The sequence below is a fragment of the Salinivibrio sp. ML198 genome (assembly GCF_001996015.1).
Lineage (GTDB): Bacteria > Pseudomonadota > Gammaproteobacteria > Enterobacterales > Vibrionaceae > Salinivibrio > Salinivibrio siamensis.
In genome coordinates, this window is the sequence record NZ_MUEZ01000020.1 from 19,429 (window position 1) to 37,840 (window position 18,412).

The following is an 18,412-nucleotide window of genomic DNA, read 5'->3' on the forward strand; positions in this document are numbered from 1 at the left end:
GAGTGTCTTGTCTCACCCTAGCGCAGTGATTGTTATCGATATATAGATAAAAGATAAAATACTTTTTCCAAAATCGGCTAAGCCCCGATGATAGTTGGCGTTACCTCTTGCTTTATCTGCACACTAAACGTACAAATCTTTAACTTTCTGTTTAATAAAATCGATAAATAATTTGGTTTTGGTGTGGTTGTATTCCAGCTTAGGGTAGTAGGCGTAGGCCGATAAGCGTGGTTGCTTAAGGGCTGGTAGCACCGGGACCAATAAGCCTTGGTCGATTTCTTTTTGCACCGTCCCGGCGCCCCCTAAAATGATCCCCATGCCAATCACCGCGGCACTGACCAAGGCTTCAGGGTTGGGTGAGACAAAATTACCGGACAATTGTAAGCGGGTGCCATCTTCAAACACCCGCTCTTGAGGCTGATGCGAATTACCGTAAAGCAAAATATTATGCTGGGTAAGTTGCGCTGGCGTGGTGATGGGCGGATGGCGCTCGAGGTAGGCAGGGGCAGCAAAAAAGCCAGGTTGAAAATCAAATAATTTGGCGGCGATGTAGCTGGCGGAGTTAAAGTACTCGAGTTCACGACTGATCACCACGTCCAGATTCAGATCCGGCAGCTGGCCAGGGGTGAGGGTGGTGAGTTCGACTTTGATTTTCGGATAAATCTCAAGAAACTCAGCAATAAAGTTGACCAGAAAGCGGTTCCCTGTCACCAATGGCGCACCGATACGCAATACACCACTGACCTCACCAAAGGTGGAGGTGGTCTCACTGACTAATTGTTGCCAGTCATCGACCCACGTCTTGGCGCGGTGGTAGAAGAGATCACCCGCATCTGTCATCGACAAACTGCGTGTAGTGCGTTTGAGCAATTGAACCCCCAGTTGGCGTTCTAGCCAGCTTAGGCGTTTTGACAGGGCAGAACTTGAGGTGTGTAGCTTGGTGGCCGCTTGGGCCAACGAGCCATGATCCACCACGCAGATAAAGCTTTGTGTACAGGTAATCCAGTCCATGAGTCCTCGTTGCGTAAAAAGACAGCCACCGATTCGTGGTCTAGGCATTCACATTATGATAACCAAGCCTGATAATAGCGGCTACTAGCCCCCAAAGGCGACCCAAGTCAGCAGAGAATCATGGATAGAACAGCCAGTGCGATCAAAGTCAGCGGTATGAAGCTGACCAACCGACTCGTTGCATTTGTCACGCTTATTGTGGTGTGTGCCATTTTTGTGTTGTTTATCGGCGGTGCGATCAGCTTCCGCCAATTGGGGATTGATTTCATCTCGCATTATGTTGACGGCATGGTTGAGGTGATTGATCAAGAGATGGCCAGTGACCAGCGTGATAACCAATACTTTTCGCGCTGGCTTCCCAAGATGCTTAAAGCCAGTGACGTGACGTCCCTCACTATCTACTCGGACGCTGGGATCTTGTATCAATATGAGCAAATTCAATACCAGGCGGTGACCAATCAACAGGTAATCTCTCGTGATATACCGCTCGATAGCAACCCAGGGTTTGCGGTCAAACTGACCTTTGTGCCGCCGTATGCGGAGTTTGCCTATTCCATTGGTCCATTGTCCTCCTTATCGGCGGCGATTTTGGTGATTGTCTTGGGGCTCACATGGGGGATCCGTTGGCTCCGGCGTCAGCTGTATGGCAGTGAGGTGCTTGAGCAGCGTGGCCGACTGATCTTAGCGGGGCGACTCGATGATGCGCAGCAAGGTGATAGCCGCGAGTGGCCGATCCCGGCAAGCGCGGCGTTAACGCAACTGATCGAAGAGCTTAAAGAAGCGCGCCAAGAGCGTAGTCGTTTTGACACCTTTATTCGCACCAACACCTTCTTAGACCAACTCACCGGCGCCGCGAATCGCGTGATGTTTGATAATCGCTTGCACACACTAGCCAGTGATGATGCCAGCCAAGGCAGTGTGATCCTAGTGAGGGTGGCGGAATGGGAAGATCTGGTGGCGCAGCACGGGCAAGAAGCCGCCGATCAATTGATTCAAGCGATTGGCAATGTTCTGTCGAATGCGATTCAGCGTTTTCCGGATGCCGTGTTGGCACGTTATTTTGCCTCGGACTTTGCCATTTTGCTGGTCAACCAAGCGGGAGAAGAAGTGCATCCCTTTTTAGCGCAAATCACCAATGCGTTAGATAAACTCGCGCCACCCGAGGCGTTGGATCAAGATAATTGGTTCCACCTTGGGATGACCTCATTTGGCGCCAGTGAGCGACGTGGGCGACTAATGGATGAAGCCGAACGTGCACTTAAAGCGGCGGCGCTAACCGGCCAGAATGGTTGGTCACAGTTCGACAAACAACTAAGCCAACTGGATAAACGTGGTAGTGTACGTTGGCGCACCTTACTCGAGTCGGTGATGGCGGGAGAAGGGCCAATGCTTTATCGCCAACCGGTGTTTGCGCGAGATGGCAAAACCCGCCTTCATTATGAACTTTTAGGCCGAATTAAGGACGAAAAAGGCAAGGTGCTTAAGGCCTCGCGCTTTTGGCCAGGGGTAGAATGGGTTGGCATGGACGTGGCGTTTGACAAGGCGACCGTGGGTCGCGCGCTGTGGTGGCTAAAAACGCGTGACTACATCGATAACTACGCCGTCAATGTAAGTGCGTACTCACTTTGTCAACGTGAGTTTGTGGTGTGGTTGCGCGATATGTTGCTACAAACGCCAAGAAGTACATTGAATCGCTTACTGGTGGAAGTGTCTGAAGGCGCTTTGGTTTCACACTTTGATGCGGCGCGGCCTTGCTTACGAATGATTGCCGCGTTAGGGTGCCGTCTAGTTGTTGACCAAGCAGGTAGAACGATAGTAAGCACTCACTATGTTAAAGATATTCAACCCGCTTATATTAAGCTTCATCGTAGTTTGGTGCGCAATATCCACCAACGGCCAGAGAACCAGCTGTATTTACGCAGCGTGTTAGGTGCTTGTGAGGCTACCACCACCGAGGTACTGGCGGTAGGCGTGGAAACCAATGAGGAATGGTCAGTGGTGAAAGAACTGGGTGTCGCGGGCGGACAAGGGCGGCTGCTTGGGGCGGAAATGTCTCCGCACCCAGCACAGAAAAAACGCCGCCGATGGGGGAAGCGATGAGTCAAGCCATCAAGCTCTCCCACCAACAAGGACGCGGTTGGTTAGAAGCCTTATTAGTGGTCAGTATTTTGTCGGTGCTGGTGGTGATTGCGATCCCTAAGTTCTACGATTATGAGGCGGATGCTAATGTGTCCGCGCTAAAAGGCTTAAAAAGCGGCATCGACAGCGCCATGACGCAAACACACGCGTTGGCCGAGAAGAAAAAAGTCAGTGATCAGGCGGAACAATCACTGACCGTCAACGGCACGTCCATTCGTGTGTCTTATGGCTACCCTGAGGCAAGTGCCTTGCCTGAGTTAGTGACGGCGCTGAAGGATACAACGCGTTGGCAGTTGCGACGCTATCCAGAGAAAAATCGGGTCGACTTTATCTGGCGGCTTCCTGATCAGCCAGCGACGGATTGTTACTTAACGTATTACGAGGCAACGGCGTCAACGAAGGCATCGACGCAGTTGGTGATTCATCAGTCATGCCAATCACCGACCCGATAAAGATAAAAGGAATAATGCGTTTTTGATGGAAAAACCATCAAAATGACAGCGCATTGAAAAAAAACACAGATCTCATTCAGGTTTACAGCACCGTATCTTGCCGCTTACCTTGCGCGTTGATACATTTAGCTCAATTTGTCTGATTTCATAGCTTGCAGGATTAATCGACCATCATGTTTAAGAAACTTCGCGGGATGTTTTCCAACGATCTATCCATTGACTTGGGAACCGCCAATACACTGATTTACGTAAAAGAACAGGGCATTGTTCTGGATGAGCCGTCTGTTGTCGCTATTCGCCAAGACCGTGCAGGCTCTCCCAAGAGTGTGGCTGCTGTGGGTCATGATGCGAAGCAGATGCTGGGTCGAACACCGGGGAACATTGCCGCAATTCGTCCAATGAAAGACGGTGTGATTGCTGATTTCTACGTCACCGAAAAAATGCTGCAGCACTTTATTAAATCGGTGCACGATCACAGCTACATGCGTCCAAGCCCGCGCGTCTTGGTGGCCGTACCTTGTGGCTCAACCCAAGTTGAACGCCGAGCTATCCGTGAGTCGGCATTAGGTGCCGGTGCACGTGAAGTCTATTTAATTGATGAGCCCATGGCAGCGGCGATTGGCGCAGGCTTGCCGGTATCAGAAGCAACGGGTTCGATGGTGATCGATATCGGCGGTGGTACCACAGAAGTGGCGGTCATTTCGCTTAATGGCGTGGTGTATTCATCGTCGGTACGTATTGGTGGTGACCGTTTCGATGAATCGATTATCAACTATGTTCGCCGAAATTATGGCAGCTTGATTGGTGAAGCCACCGCAGAGCGCATCAAGCATGAAATCGGCTCCGCTTACCCAGGCGATGAAGTGCGTGAAATTGAGGTACGTGGTCGTAACCTTGCTGAAGGGGTGCCGCGTAGCTTCACACTTAATTCCAATGAGATCTTAGAGGCCCTGCAAGAGCCGCTAACCGGGATTGTCTCTGCGGTGATGGTGGCGCTCGAGCAATGCCCACCGGAGCTGGCGTCTGATATTTCTGAGCGTGGCATGGTGATCACCGGTGGTGGTGCGCTGCTGCGCGATCTTGACCGTTTGCTTACCGAAGAAACCGGCATTCCAGTCGTCGTTGCCGAAGATCCGCTGACTTGTGTCGCACGTGGCGGAGGTAAAGCGCTAGAAATGATCGATATGCACGGCGGTGATCTTTTTAGCGAAGATTAACGTGACTGCGCCTACAAACAGGTCGTTTTCATTATGAAACCTATGTTTGGCAGAGGACCCTCTCTGCAACTGCGCCTGTTTTTCGCTCTTTTACTATCAGTCAGCCTTATGCTGGCTGATAGTCGTCTTGATGCGTTCGCAGGAGTGCGTTATTTCCTAAACACGCTGGTGGCACCGCTACAGTATGCGTCCAACGTCCCGCGCGACACCTTAGATGAACTGGTGATGCAGTTTCGTTCTCATCAACGTTTAGTTGCAGAGAACCGCGCATTGCGAAAGCAGGTGTTACAACTGGAAAGTGACCAGCTTCTTTTAGCGCAGACAGAGCGCGAAAATCAGCGCCTACGCGAGCTACTGGGCTCGTCGTTTATTCGTGACGAACGCAAAATGGTGGCTGAAGTCATGGCCGTTGACTCGGACCCTTATAAACATCAAGTCATGCTAGATAAAGGGCGGACCAATGGGGTTTATGAAGGGCAACCGGTAATCAACGAGCACGGGGTGGTTGGCCAAATTGCGTATGTGGGCGCCCACAATAGCCGCGTTCTGCTGCTGACCGATCCCACCCATGCGATCCCGGTTCAGGTCATGCGTAATGATATACGGGTGATTGCCTCTGGGCGCGGGTCGACCCACTACATTGGTTTAGACAATATTCCTAGCAGCACGGATATCAAGGTGGGTGACAAGTTAGTTACCTCGGGACTGGGCGGTGTCTTTCCTGAAGGCTACCCGGTTGGTACGGTGACGGAGTTTTCGTTTGATAATAAGCGCCCATTTGCGCAAGTGCGAGCCACCACAGCAGTGAAGTTTGATCGCCTGCGTTATCTGCTTTTGGTGTGGCCAACACCTGAAAAGGGCGAGAATGCACGCCCGGATCAACCTGTCGCGCAGCCGCCATCAGACACCGCACCATCACCTGATACAGCGCCATCTCCAGATGGTGAGGGAGAATCGCCGTAATGGCAAATGTGACATTTCGCGGCCAGTTTGTAATTTGGCTCTCTTTTATCATAGCGCTGATTTTGCAAGCCGCGCCCTGGCCGGGGGAGCTTGCACCCTTTCGTCCTTCTTGGGTATTGCTGGTGACGTTTTATTGGGTGCTGGCATTGCCCCACCGGGTTAATGTCGGTACCGCGTTAGTACTCGGCCTCTTATGGGATTTGATGTTGGGCTCGACCCTTGGGGTGCGTGGCTTGATGATGGCGATTTTGGTTTACATCGTCGCGCTGAACTTTCAATTGTTACGCAACATGTCTTATTGGCAGCAGGCACTCTTATTGGCATTGCTGACCTTGGCGGGAAAATTGATCGAGTTCTGGGCGGAGTACTTGGTGTCTAACGTACAGTTTAATCCAGAGCAGCTTTGGGCGGGTGTGCTTAACTTTATACTCTGGCCTTGGATCTTCCTATTATTGCGCCGTTTACGTCGTCGCTTTGCCATTCGCTAACGCACTAATCGTAAAGAGGTATCATGAGCTTTGATTTATATCTGGCCTCGGGGTCGCCTCGGCGTCATGAACTGCTCACCGAGATGGGCGTGAATTTCTCCCGTGTCGTGGTCGATGTGGAGGAGCAACAACAGGCCGGTGAGTCGCCTTATGCTTACGTGTCTCGCTTATCGCAAGACAAGGCACGGGCAGGGGTCGTGCAAACCGGTGGCCATACCCCAGTGCTCGGTGCTGATACCATTGTGGTTGACGGTGAACAGGTCCTCGAAAAGCCTCATGATAAAGCGGAGGCGATCCGAATGCTTAAGCAACTGTCAGGGCGCGAACACCAAGTGATGACAGCGGTCACTGTCGCCAATGCCATGAAGCAGATCACCACTGTGGTGACCACCAAGGTGTGGTTTTGTACGCTAAGTGATGAACAGATTGAGGCTTATTGGCAATCGGGCGAGCCAGTCGATAAGGCTGGCGCCTATGCGATTCAAGGACTGGGCGGTAAATTTGTCACCCGGATTGATGGAAGCTATCACGCCGTGGTTGGTTTGCCACTGTATGAAACCGAGCAGCTGCTCAAACAATTTTCGGTCTGAGCGCACATCTGTCGCTAGACCCCACTTTTGAGAGATTCGGGGAAACCATGAGTGCGGAACTGCTAATAAACGTCACCCCCAGCGAGACCAGGGTGGCGATGATTGAGGGGGGGAACCTCCAAGAGATCCATATCGAGCGAGAAGCCAAACGCGGTATTGTAGGCAATATCTACAAAGGCAAAGTCAGTCGTGTGTTGCCTGGCATGCAGGCAGCCTTTGTCGATATTGGCCTAGAGAAGGCCGCGTTTTTACATGCCTCAGATATTGTTCCCCATACCGAGTGTGTGTCGGAAAATGAGAAGCAACAATTCCAAGTGCGCGATATCTCCGAGCTGGTTCGCCAAGGGCAAGATATTGTGGTGCAAGTGGTCAAAGATCCGCTGGGCACCAAGGGCGCGCGCCTTACCACCGATATTACCTTGCCTTCGCGTTATCTGGTCTTCATGCCAGGTGCGGCCCATGTTGGGGTATCACAACGCATTGAAAGTGAAGACGAGCGTAAACGTCTCAAAAGCATTGTCAGTGATTATTGCGACGAGCTCGGTGGCTTTATTATCCGTACCGCCGCTGAAGGGGCAACAGACAATGAAATGGCGCAAGATGCTGCCTTTTTAAAGCGTTTGTGGAATAAGGTGTTAGAGCGCCGCACGCGTTATCCAGCCAAATCCATGCTGTATGGTGAGCTGGCACTGGCACAGCGCATCGTGCGTGACTTTGTGGGTACCGAGCTGGATTTAATTCGGGTTGACTCCAAGCAAGCCTATGAAAAGCTCCAAGAGTTCACCTCTGAGTTTGTGCCGGAGCTGGCCGACAAGCTGGTGTATTACGACGGTCAGGTGCCGATTTTCGATATGTATGATACCGAAAATGAAATCCAACGCTCGTTGGAGCGCAAAGTCCAGCTCAAGTCTGGCGGCTACCTGATTATCGATCAGACCGAGGCGATGACCACCATTGACATCAATACAGGCGCGTTTGTTGGGCGGCGGAATCTGGATGAGACTATCTTTAATACCAATATTGAGGCCACACGCGCGATTGCTCGCCAATTACGGCTGAGAAACCTCGGTGGGATCATCATTATCGATTTTATCGATATGAGCACGGATGAGCACCGGCGTCGCGTGTTGCACTCTCTCGAGCAAGCGCTCAGCCAAGACAGAGTGAAAACCAACATCAATGGTTTCACTCAGCTAGGGCTGGTGGAAATGACACGCAAACGCACGCGAGAAAGTATTGAACATGTACTGTGTGGTGGCTGTCCAACCTGTGATGGGCGAGGGTCGGTTAAAACCGTGGAAACCGTCTGCTATGAAGTGCTACGTGAAATTACTCGCGTTAACCGCATTTATGAAGCGGATAAATTTGTGGTGTACGCGGCCCCTGCGGTGATTGAGGCATTGGCAGAGGAAGACTCGCACCTTGTGGCGGAGTTAGAAGTGTTTATCGGTAAGCAAGTGAAAGTGAAATCCGAGCCGTTATACACGCAAGAACAGTTTGACGTAGTAATGATGTAATCCATGACCTGGGTGAGAAGGGGTATGCGCTGGCTTACGGTCAGCGTGATCAGTGTGATAGTGATAACCGCCCTACTAGTCGGCGGTTTGCGCTTTCTATTGCCCAATATGGAGATCTTGCAAGCGCCGCTCCGGCAGTGGGTATCGGCGCAAACCGGCTTTAGCGCACAACTGGATGGTATTGCGGGCCAGTGGCGCAATCTGACGCCGTCACTGCGACTCGAAAACGTCGCGCTCGCCACCAGCGACAACGGCCCCCCGCTGTTAACCGCTCGCGCAATCAGTTTGCAACTGGATGTCTCTGCCACCCTCATTCGGCGTCAGCCGGTATTCTCCCATGTCACACTCGACGGCTTGGTGTTTGATACCGGTCAGCTACCAGATAAAAATACCCAAGCGGGCGTACGCGAGCGGCTAGAAGACTTATTCTTGGCGCGGTTAGGGCAATTTTCGATCCCCAATGCCAAGGTGATCCTAGTCACCCCTTCGCTGGAAACGCAGACTCTGGTGATCAGTGACTTGTTTTGGCGCAATAACCAAGGTGAGCACCAAGTACAAGGGCGACTAGGCATGCAAGGCACGCAACTGGAAAAGGTGCGTGTTAATGCTGCCTTCCGCGAAACCGACGGCTTGAGTACGTTAACGGGAGATTTTTATTTGGCCAGTGAGGCGATGGATATTGCCCCTTGGCTGACCCAACAGCTCACGCCATCCGCCACCATCAACACCGCGCGTTTAGATGCAAAAGCCTGGGTCAGGGTGGAGCAGGGGCGTGTCGACAATGGACTGTTGTCGATTGATCATTTCGCGTTAGCGTGGCAAGAGGATGAGCGTCAAGCGAAGCAATGGGCGATAAAAGATAGCCATGTTCAGTTGCAGGCCTTGGATGAACAGACATGGCGCCTCGACACGGATGGACTATGGGTACAAACCGGCACGACCACGCAAGCGGCGATGTCACAGCTTTCTTGGCAGGGGGCGTTGGACAACTGGCGTCTCAATGCGGCCGACGTCGATATTGCCTCTTTACGGCCTTTGCTTGGGCTTGCCAGTCAATCGGCGCAACAGCACAGTGTGGCGGCCGCGTTGTCCCCATCAGGTCAGATCCGCTCCTTAGCGTTGAGTAAAGCACCCGACGCCCCGTTACGTTATCAAGCCAAGCTCGAAGCGGTCTCAGCCAAGCGCTGGGGCTACCTGCCGGCGTTCAAAGGCTTGAGCGCGACGATTTCTGGGCAAGGCCGACAAGGCCAAGCTGAGCTAGCGCTGGGAGCACAACCTCTGCCGTACGGGGACTTTTTTCAAGCACCGCTCCCGCTTGAGCACGGCAGTTTAACCCTGAATTGGCAGCAAACGGATCGTGGCCTGAGTGTATGGAGTGATAAGGCCAAGGTGCGCGGGGCAGACGTGCAAGGCTCAGGCGCATTTCGTCTGGATATTCCCTCAAAAGGCGCGCCTTTTTTGGCGTTATACGTGCAGGCTGACGTATCTGATGCTGGACAGACATGGCGCTATCTCCCCACTCGAGCATTGCCAGACTCCTTAACCGATTACCTTTCTCGCGCCATTCAAGCCGGACGAGCCAAAGACAGTGAAATTCTTTGGTTTGGAGCCCTCGACGCTTTCCCTTACTCAGATCACAGCGGTATTTTCCAAGCCATGGTGCCACTTCGCGGCGGGGCATTTAGCTTTAACACTGCTTGGCCGACGTTGACGGAGCTCGACGCCCGTTTACTGTTTGAAAATGCGCGCTTAGCGATTGAAGGTGATCATGTTCGTTTGGGCGACGCCGTCAGTCGCCAAGTGCAGGCTGAGATTGCCGATATGACCCAGCCGGACAGTTACCTCGATATTAACGCGTCATTGGCGGCAACCGGATCGGCTGTCCGTCAATACATGCTGGCGACGCCTTTGGTCGATACGGTGGGAGCGGCCTTGACCCATGTGCAAGTCGATGGGCTTGTCAATGCAGACCTAGGGCTCGATATCCCGCTCAATGGTGAGCAACCTCATGCCGAGGGGAGGGTTCGCTTTACCGGCAACCAGGTATCGATTCAGGCACCCGATATGCAACTGGATAACCTGTCCGGCGAGCTGGCTTTTAGTGACGATACCCTGACTACCCGATCGATGCAGGCGCAGTGGTTAGGGCAGCCGATCAGTCTTGGCTTTAGCGGAGAAACGGTGGAGGCCGGGTATCAGCTTGATTTAGATCTCGACGCTGATTGGGATGTAGTGCCATTGCTGGACACGCTTTCGTTGCCACTTGCCCCCTATCTGGCGGGCGGTGCACGTTGGCAGGCGGGGCTCGATTTAACCTTAAATGACACCGGTTTTGATTATCGGCTCGGTGTGGATGTTGATACCACGCCGCTGCAGTCGACGTTGCCAGCCCCGCTTAACAAGTCACGCTGGCAAAAAGGGCAGGCGCGTATCGAGGCGACGGGAAACAGTGAAGGCTTGACGGGGCGCGTGGTCCTGCCCAAAGTGAGCTATCACGCACGGATTGATACCCAAGGTCAGCGCCCGCAGTTTACCGCGAGTCAATGGCAGATTGGAGAGCCAGGGACCCGGCTATTGGCAACGCGTGATCATCGTTTTGATCTAAAGCTTGAACAACTCGATCTCGCGGCTTGGAAAAACGTCTGGGAGCAAGCCCGTCAATCTTGGCCGAGCGGCAGCGGACAATACCCTGCTTTACCCATGCCTCAGCGTATTAATGCCAAGGTTGATGCTGTCAGTGCCGACCCTTTAGCGTTTCATGATGTGTCTTTAGCCGCGCGACGCAAAGCCGATGGCTGGGATGTGTTAATGGGCAGTCGTGAGCTTAGCGGGCAAGCCATGTGGCCGACACAAGGGCGCTTGAATGTTGAGATTGACCATTGGCATATCAATCGCCAGTTGACCGACGACGAGCAACCGACGGATACCCCCCTTTTTGAACCTGTGGATACACGGGCGACCCCGGAAGATAAAGCCTTGCTTGCCGCCATTCCGCCGACACACTTGGTGATTGAGGATCTGTGGTTACAAGGGTATCGGCTCGGACGCATTGAGGCGGTACTTGATAAGAAAGCCTCTCAGGTCGACCTGTCTTCTCTGACGCTGGAGAGTGGGAAAAACCACGCGTCCATCAGCGGCCATTGGCTAATTGACGAGCAAGGCCACAATCAAACCGCATTGACCCTCGCGTTAGGCGGGGAGAGTACGTCAGATCTCATGGGACGGTTTGGCATCAGTGGTGGTATCCAAGACGCCAGCTTTTCGACTCAAGCCTCGTTAGATTACGCCGGCCTGCCTTGGCAGGTCGATATTGCCAGCCTTAATGGTGACATTCGCTCGGATGTAAAAGACGGCTATTTAAGCGGAGTGGGGGGCGCCGGTAAACTGTTGGGGCTGTTCAGCCTTGATTCTATCTTACGTAAAATCCAGCTCGATTTCTCGGGCGTATTTGAAGATGGTTTGGCCTTTGATGACATTACCGGACGGGCTGTGATCACAAATGGCGTGGTTGTGACGGATAATATCCGCATGGATGGGATTGCCGGTGATATGGTTATTAAAGGGATTGCCAATTTGGTGACCAATCGCGTCAACGCCGATGTGCGGTTTACGCCGGATATTACCTCTGGGATCCCAGTACTGAGCGCGTTTGCGGTCACGCCGCAGACGGCGCTGTATGTGTTAGCGGTCACCACCGCGATTTCACCCGTGGTGGACGTTTTCACCCAAGTCCGTTATCAAGTAAGCGGCCCGATAGGGACGCCCGATATCAGGGAAGTGTCGCGTGATAAAGAGGCACTCGCATTGCCAGCCGACGCGACGGAACGATTGCGCCAACAAGCAGAAAACGCCAAGGAGTGAGCATGATGAAAGCAGGTGTTGTCCAGATGACATCCAGCGCCGATCCCAGCCACAACATGAAGGCATTGCAAGCCAGTTTACATCGCTTGAGTGAACAAGGCGTCAAACTGGTGCTTACCCCAGAAAATGCCCTAGTGTTTGGCAGTAAACAAGATTATCAGCGCCATGCCGAGCGATTGGGTCATGGTCCACTGCAGCAACAGCTTGCCGAATTGGCCCATCATTATGACCTTTGGCTGGTGGTCGGCGCCTTTCCAATTCAAAACGACAACGGCATGTTAAGCAGTACCAGCTTGGTGTTTGATAACGCTGGGCATTTACGCGGCAGCTATGACAAATTGCACTTGTTTGATGTGGAAGTGGCCGATGCCCACGGGCGGTATTGTGAGTCTGACTACTTTGAAGCGGGTGACCGTCTCGCAACACTCGATACCCCCTTTGGCTGCCTTGGGTTAAGTATCTGCTACGATGTGCGCTTTGCCCCCATGTATCAAGCGCTGCGTGCCCAAGGTGCCGACATTATCACTGTGCCGGCGGCCTTTACCCGCGTGACCGGTCAAGCACACTGGGAAACCTTGTTGCGGGCGCGAGCGATAGAAACCCAATGTTGGGTGATTGCGGCAGGGCAGTGTGGTGAGCACAGCAAAGGGCGCCAAACTTGGGGGCACTCGATGATCATCGACCCTTGGGGGCAGGTTGTGGCGTCACTGGGGAGTGAGCCAGGCGTTACCTGGGCTGAACTTGATTTAAGTGTGGGGGAATCCATTCGGCATAAGATGCCCGTACTGTCTCATACCCGGTTGCAAAGCCAACTGAAATAGCGCACCCTCGGCGCGTTATCTTTTTTCTCGGCTGCCAGTTCGGCAGCCACAACCAAGAGTAAACGAATGAGTCTGGAACAGGTCGAAGAAACCTTGCTGCGCCCGGCGGGCGTAAGTGAGTCGCAACTGCATGCGACACTGGCGCACCTGAGCGGTCGCCAGATTGACTACGGTGATATTTTCTTCCAATCCACCTGGCATGAATCCCTCGCCTTGGAAGACAGCATCATCAAAGACGGTTCATTTAATATCGACCGTGGGGTCGGTGTCAGAGCGATCAGCGGTGAAAAAACCGGGTTTGCCTACTCGGATCAGCTCACCCCGGACGCCTTGATGCAAAGTGCCACCGCAGCACGCGGTATTGCCCCGGCAGGGGGACAAGGCAAAGTGCGTGCTTTTTCAGCCGTACAAGCCAAACCTTATTATGGCCCGACGGATCCGCTTGCGAGTTTAACGCGCGAGCAAAAAATCGCCCTACTCAAAGAAATAGACAGCTATATCCGTGCCAAAGAGCCTCGAGTGAAAGAGGTAAATGCCAGCTTGAATGGCCTGTATGAGCAAGTGCTGGTGGCGGCTACTGATGGTACTTATGGCGCCGATATTCGCCCGTTGGTTCGCTTATCTGTCTCTGTGTTGGTTGAACAAGATGGACGCCGTGAACGCGGCAGTGCGGGAGGCGGTGGCCGTTATGGCTATGACGTATTCTTGCAAGAGCATGCAGGTAAGTCACGCGCGCTGCAATTTGCCGATGAAGCGATTCGTTTAGCCCTGGTCAACCTGCGCGCCGGCGCGGCACCGGCAGGCACCATGCCCGTGGTATTGGGTGCGGGGTGGCCGGGCGTACTTTTACATGAAGCTGTTGGTCATGGCCTTGAAGGGGACTTTAACCGTAAAGAGTCATCGGTATTTACCGGTAGCCTTGGCGAGCAGGTGACCTCTTCGCTGTGCACCATTGTCGATGATGGCACCATGAATGATCGCCGCGGCTCACTGAGCATCGATGATGAAGGAGTCCCGGGCCAGTACAATGTGTTAATCGAAAACGGTGTGCTCAAAGGCTATATGCAAGATAAGCACAATGCCAGCCTCATGGGCGTTGCGCCCACTGGCAATGGCCGACGAGAGTCTTATGCGCACCTGCCTATGCCGCGGATGACCAATACCTACATGCTGGGTGGCGAGAGCTCGCCAGCGTCGATGATTGCCAGTGTGGAGCGTGGCTTATATGCGCCAAACTTTGGTGGCGGTCAGGTCGATATTACCTCGGGTAAGTTTGTGTTCTCCACCTCAGAGGCTTACCTGATTGAAAACGGTGAAATTACCACCCCAGTGAAAGGGGCGACCTTAATTGGCAGCGGTATCGAAGCGATGCAGCAAGTCTCAATGGTGGGGAATGATTTGGCCATTGACCCAGGTGTGGGGGTATGTGGCAAAGCCGGACAAAGCGTCCCTGTGGGGGTTGGACAGCCGACCTTGAAACTGGATGCGATGACGGTTGGAGGCACTGAGTCCTAAGTCTGCACGCCAGTGCGGGGCACTGGCGTGGCAGTTTACAGGCTTTGGTCGTAAAAGCTTTTGAGATACTGGAAAATTTCGCGATACGCCTTGGGCGGTTTGTTTTGTTGCTGCTCTTTTTTCGCCTGACGAGCCAGTTGACGTAACCGTTGACGATCGGCATCAGGATACTGCAAAAGCACATCGCTAATCGCACTGTCGCCTTGGTCAATGATGCGGTCACGGAGCTGCTCAAGCTTGTGAAGCTCGACCGTTTGCTGAGCATGCTTGTTTTGCAACTTATCAAGCGCAGCCTGAATCGGTTCAGGGTCGCGAGAGCGCATAAGCTTGCCAACATATTGCAGTTGGCGACGGCGCGCTTCGTTTTTCAAACGTTGTGCGTCGGTAATCGCGCTGAGCAAGTCATCGTCGAGCGGGAATTTTTCTAACACGGCTGGTTTGAGTTTGACCAGTGCTTCGCCAAGTTCTTGCAAGGCAAGCATATCGCGTTTCATCTCGGACTTGCTGACCCAGATGATCTCTTCCTCTTCCTCCCAGGGAGCGGGTTTATTTTTACGGCCCATGTTCAACCTCAGTGAGAATGTGCAATGACACGTATGTTAACAAGAAATGCGCCCAAACGCGGGCTTTTTTATCATAGGCGCGTGGCGCTGAGTGTGTCGAACTTGAATGCGAATCAAAAAGGTCAACTATGAGTGTGAAACAACAAGTCGCCGAGCAAGAGCAGCAACTTCGTCAAGCTGTCAGCCGTGCGCTCGACATGGCATCGGCCAAAAGTGACCAGGCGGAAGTGGCGATTACCAAAAGTACCGGCATCAGCGTCAGCTCGCGGATGGGCGAAGTCGAAAACGTGGAGTTTAATCAAGACGGTGCCCTTGGGATCACCGTATATTGTGAGCAGCGCAAAGGCAGCGCATCCACGACTGATTTGTCAGAAAAAGCGATTGCGAAAACCGTTGAAGCGGCGCTTGAAATTGCAAGCTATACTTCGCCTGACCCCTTTGGCGGCCCTGCGCCTAAAGCGTTAATGGCGTTTGACTATCCTGATCTCGATTTGTTCTATCCCGATGAGCCCGAGCCTGATACCGCCGCCGCCTTGGCGATTGAAGCCGAGCAAGCGGCGCTCAATCACGACAGCCGCATCAAATTCAGTGATGGTGCCAGCTATGACAGTCATTATGGTGTGCGAGTGTATGGCAACAGCCATGGCATGCTGGGCAGCTATCCCTCGAGCCGCCAAGCGTTAAGCTGCTCAGTGATTGCGGAAAGTGATGCAGGGATGGAGCGTGACATGAGCTACACCGTGGCGCGTGACAAAGCGGACTTATGGACACCAACATTTGTGGGAGTCGAAGCGGCCAAACACGCCGTGGCGCGCTTAAATCCACGCAGTGTCTCCACATGCCAAGTGCCAGTGATGTTCGATCGCAGTGTGGCGACCGGGCTGTTTGGCCATTTGGTGATGGCCATCAGCGGTTCAGCACTTTACCGCAAGTCCTCTTTCTTGCTCGATAAGAAAGGCGAGCAGATCTTCCCAGATTGGCTCACCATCAATGAGCTGCCTCATGTACGAAAAGGCTCCGCCAGTGCGCCTTTTGATAGCGAAGGGGTGATCACGCAAGACAGGCGTATCATTGAAAAGGGTGTACTAAACACGTATCTCGCCACCAGTTATGCTGCGCGTAAGCTGGGCATGGAACCAACCGGCCATGCAGGCGGTATTCACAACTGGTACGTTAGCCACACCGGCCAAGATGCCGATGCCATGCTAAAAACCTTAGGTACGGGATTATTGGTGACTGAGTTGATGGGACAAGGGGTGAACCCAGTGACTGGGGATTACTCACGGGGCGCGGCAGGCTTTTGGGTGGAAAACGGTGAGATCCAATACCCGGTGAGTGGGATCACCATTGCCGGTAATCTTAACGAGATGTTCGCTAACATTGTCGCGATTGGCACCGATATCGAAACGCGCAGCCAAATTCAAACTGGCTCAGTGATCATTGATGCAATGAAAGTCGCGGGGGAATAACGCTTAGGCCGCTAATCCCCCTCAGTGTGAGATCACCAAGCACGTATATCGTGCTTGGTGTTTTTTTATCCGGCGATAAACGCCAGCAATAGCACACCCAATACCAAGCGATAGATCACGAAGGGTAACATGCCCACCCGTGTCACCAGCTTTAAAAAGGCGTGAATACACGCATAAGCACTGACAAACGATACCAATAACCCAACCCCAATCGCGTCCATCGCCACCGGCTCTGGGCTGGTCGCAAGCTGTAGGCCTAGATAGGAGCCGGCGAGTGTGATGATAGGAATCGACATCAAAAATGAAAAACGTGCCGCGGCTTCGCGTGTATAACCGAGCATTAAGGCTGCGGTAATGGTCGCCCCCGAGCGCGAGGTGCCAGGAATGAGGGCAAGGGCTTGCGCAACGCCTATCAGTACCGCGCGGTAGGGCGTGGTTTGATATTCATCGCATGTTTGGGTCGCTTTGCGATCCGCCCACCACAATAAACCACCAAAAATCAGTGTGGTTGCCGCGATCACCCAGGCTGCTCGCAGGTAAAGCTCGATCACGTCTTTTAAGAACAAACCGGCCACACACGCCGGGATCGTGGCTAACACGATCATCCATGCCAATTGACTATCCGAGCTGTGCTCCCCTTTGAGTGAGGCAAAAAAGGCCTTAAGCAGACGCCACACTTCACGGCGAAAATACCCCACCACTGCGGCCAGTGTGCCGACGTGTACGGCAACATCAAAGGCGAGCCCCTGATCGGCCCAGCCAAAAAGCTGTGAAGGCAGAATAAGGTGTGCGGAGCTGGAAATAGGAAGAAACTCGGTTAACCCTTGAATCAAGGCCAGAAAAAAGGCTTCAAAGAGGCTCATGGTGCTTAAATATCCTTCAAATACGTTGGCGTCTCAATCGGCCATAGTGGTTGGTCTTGGTCAAAGGTCTGCCAAAGCTGGGCGAAGGTACGGCCATCGCCAGGAATAGCTTGGTTAGGGCAGAGCTCGGCGAGCGGACGGAGCGTGAAGGCAAACTTATAGATATCGTCTCGAGGTAACATGGGCCCTTTTGCCTGGCAATGCTCGCCAAACGTGAGTAAGTCGATGTCTATGGTGCGATCGCGGCATTTGGGGTCGTTGCGCTCGCGGCCTTGTTGCGATTCAACGTCACGAACGGCTTGCCAAAAGTCCTGCAACGAAAGCGAGGTGTGAAGCTCGGCAATGAGGTTATAAAAATTGGGGCCGTCGAATCCTACCGGTTCGGCTTCAAAAATGCGTGAAAAGCGACAGTGAGGGTCGAGTTGACGTAAGGCATGAACGGCCTGTTCGATATGACGATCGCGCTCAATGTTAGAGCCAATACTAAGTAATGCTTGTGTCACCGTGTGCCTCGCTCTATGACTACACCCACGTTGTTGGCCTGCGCGACTGCGCCTGGCTTGGCTACCCGCACTTTAATCCAGCGGACGCCAAACTGGGTTTGGATTAAGTGAGCGACCTCTTCCGCGACACGTTCGATCAACGCACAGCGGCTGGCTTGTACATGGGCGATGACCGCCTCACTGATACTGGCATAATCAAGCGCCAGCGCCACGTCATCCTGTTGGGCGGCGGGTTGATTATCGTGCGCCATTTCAATATCCAACACCAACTTTTGCTGGATGGTTTGTTCCCAATCGTAGACACCGATAGTGGTGTACACGTCGAGTTGCTCTATGAATACGGAATCCATGTTTTTTCACACTCCGTGACAGGTCGGATACCACTGTGGTAAGAAAGTTCGTATTATTGGATGTGTTCATTGACAGATGGATACGCAATG

The 18,412-nt window shown here is 53.1% G+C and carries 16 protein-coding genes; 11 read left to right on the top strand and 5 right to left on the bottom strand.

Going from position 1 to position 18,412, the window contains the following annotated elements; genetic code table 11:
• Nucleotides 1–123: 123 nt before the first annotated feature.
• Entirely contained in the window at nucleotides 124–1,011 is an 888-nt protein-coding gene (locus BZG25_RS13365) for a LysR family transcriptional regulator (RefSeq protein WP_046073884.1), read from the bottom strand.
• Between the two features lie 120 nt (nucleotides 1,012–1,131).
• Between BZG25_RS13365 and csrD the strand changes: the two genes are divergently transcribed.
• The 10 genes from csrD to tldD all read left to right on the top strand — a co-directional run bounded on the left by csrD (nucleotide 1,132) and on the right by tldD (nucleotide 14,574).
• Nucleotides 1,132–3,111: an RNase E specificity factor CsrD gene (gene csrD, locus BZG25_RS13370; protein ID WP_046073885.1), complete on the top strand. Its 1,980-nt coding sequence runs from the start codon at nucleotides 1,132–1,134 to the stop codon at nucleotides 3,109–3,111.
• A complete protein-coding gene (locus BZG25_RS13375) occupies nucleotides 3,108–3,602 on the top strand; it encodes a hypothetical protein (RefSeq protein WP_077639268.1) in 495 nt (164 codons plus the stop codon). The genes csrD and BZG25_RS13375 overlap by 4 nt, the downstream gene beginning before the upstream one ends.
• 173 nt (nucleotides 3,603–3,775) lie before the next feature.
• On the top strand, nucleotides 3,776–4,819 hold the full coding sequence (locus BZG25_RS13380) for a rod shape-determining protein (RefSeq protein ID WP_046073887.1): 1,044 nt from the start codon (nucleotides 3,776–3,778) through the stop codon (nucleotides 4,817–4,819).
• Between the two features lie 33 nt (nucleotides 4,820–4,852).
• Complete coding sequence (gene mreC, locus BZG25_RS13385; protein WP_077606033.1) at nucleotides 4,853–5,782, top strand: rod shape-determining protein MreC; 930 nt, start codon at nucleotides 4,853–4,855, stop codon at nucleotides 5,780–5,782.
• Entirely contained in the window at nucleotides 5,782–6,270 is a 489-nt protein-coding gene (gene mreD / locus BZG25_RS13390; RefSeq protein ID WP_046073888.1) for a rod shape-determining protein MreD, read from the top strand. The genes mreC and mreD overlap by 1 nt, the downstream gene beginning before the upstream one ends.
• Nucleotides 6,271–6,293: 23 nt before the next feature.
• Complete coding sequence (locus tag BZG25_RS13395) at nucleotides 6,294–6,860, top strand: nucleoside triphosphate pyrophosphatase (protein WP_046073889.1); 567 nt, start codon at nucleotides 6,294–6,296, stop codon at nucleotides 6,858–6,860.
• A 47-nt stretch (nucleotides 6,861–6,907) separates the two neighbouring features.
• Complete coding sequence (rng, locus tag BZG25_RS13400) at nucleotides 6,908–8,377, top strand: ribonuclease G (protein ID WP_046073890.1); 1,470 nt, start codon at nucleotides 6,908–6,910, stop codon at nucleotides 8,375–8,377.
• A 24-nt stretch (nucleotides 8,378–8,401) separates the two neighbouring features.
• The gene (locus tag BZG25_RS13405; RefSeq protein ID WP_158010271.1) at nucleotides 8,402–12,238 is read left to right on the top strand and encodes a YhdP family protein; all 3,837 of its coding nucleotides are present in this window, start codon (nucleotides 8,402–8,404) and stop codon (nucleotides 12,236–12,238) included.
• Nucleotides 12,239–12,240: 2 nt separating this feature from the next.
• A complete protein-coding gene (locus BZG25_RS13410) occupies nucleotides 12,241–13,059 on the top strand; it encodes a carbon-nitrogen hydrolase family protein (RefSeq protein WP_046073892.1) in 819 nt (272 codons plus the stop codon).
• Between the two features lie 66 nt (nucleotides 13,060–13,125).
• Nucleotides 13,126–14,574 (top strand): metalloprotease TldD, encoded by a 1,449-nt coding sequence (gene tldD, locus BZG25_RS13415; protein ID WP_046073893.1) that lies wholly within the window; start codon nucleotides 13,126–13,128, stop codon nucleotides 14,572–14,574.
• 35 nt (nucleotides 14,575–14,609) lie between these two features.
• Here tldD and yjgA read toward each other — a convergent pair whose 3' ends face one another.
• A complete protein-coding gene (yjgA, locus tag BZG25_RS13420) occupies nucleotides 14,610–15,137 on the bottom strand; it encodes a ribosome biogenesis factor YjgA (RefSeq protein ID WP_046073894.1) in 528 nt (175 codons plus the stop codon).
• Between the two features lie 128 nt (nucleotides 15,138–15,265).
• Between yjgA and pmbA the strand changes: the two genes are divergently transcribed.
• Nucleotides 15,266–16,606, top strand: coding sequence for a metalloprotease PmbA (gene pmbA, locus BZG25_RS13425; protein WP_046073895.1), 1,341 nt, complete (start codon nucleotides 15,266–15,268; stop codon nucleotides 16,604–16,606).
• Nucleotides 16,607–16,671: 65 nt separating this feature from the next.
• Here the strand turns inward: pmbA and BZG25_RS13430 are convergent, their stop codons facing one another.
• From BZG25_RS13430 to folB, 3 genes are read right to left on the bottom strand one after another with little or no spacing between them, the layout of a single operon-like run.
• Nucleotides 16,672–17,469, bottom strand: coding sequence for an undecaprenyl-diphosphate phosphatase (locus BZG25_RS13430; protein ID WP_077578657.1), 798 nt, complete (start codon nucleotides 17,467–17,469; stop codon nucleotides 16,672–16,674).
• Nucleotides 17,470–17,474: 5 nt separating this feature from the next.
• On the bottom strand, nucleotides 17,475–17,972 hold the full coding sequence (gene folK / locus BZG25_RS13435) for a 2-amino-4-hydroxy-6-hydroxymethyldihydropteridine diphosphokinase (protein WP_077578658.1): 498 nt from the start codon (nucleotides 17,970–17,972) through the stop codon (nucleotides 17,475–17,477).
• A complete protein-coding gene (gene folB / locus BZG25_RS13440) occupies nucleotides 17,969–18,322 on the bottom strand; it encodes a dihydroneopterin aldolase (protein WP_046073898.1) in 354 nt (117 codons plus the stop codon). Before folB ends, folK begins: the two co-directional genes overlap by 4 nt.
• Nucleotides 18,323–18,412: the final 90 nt, after the last annotated feature.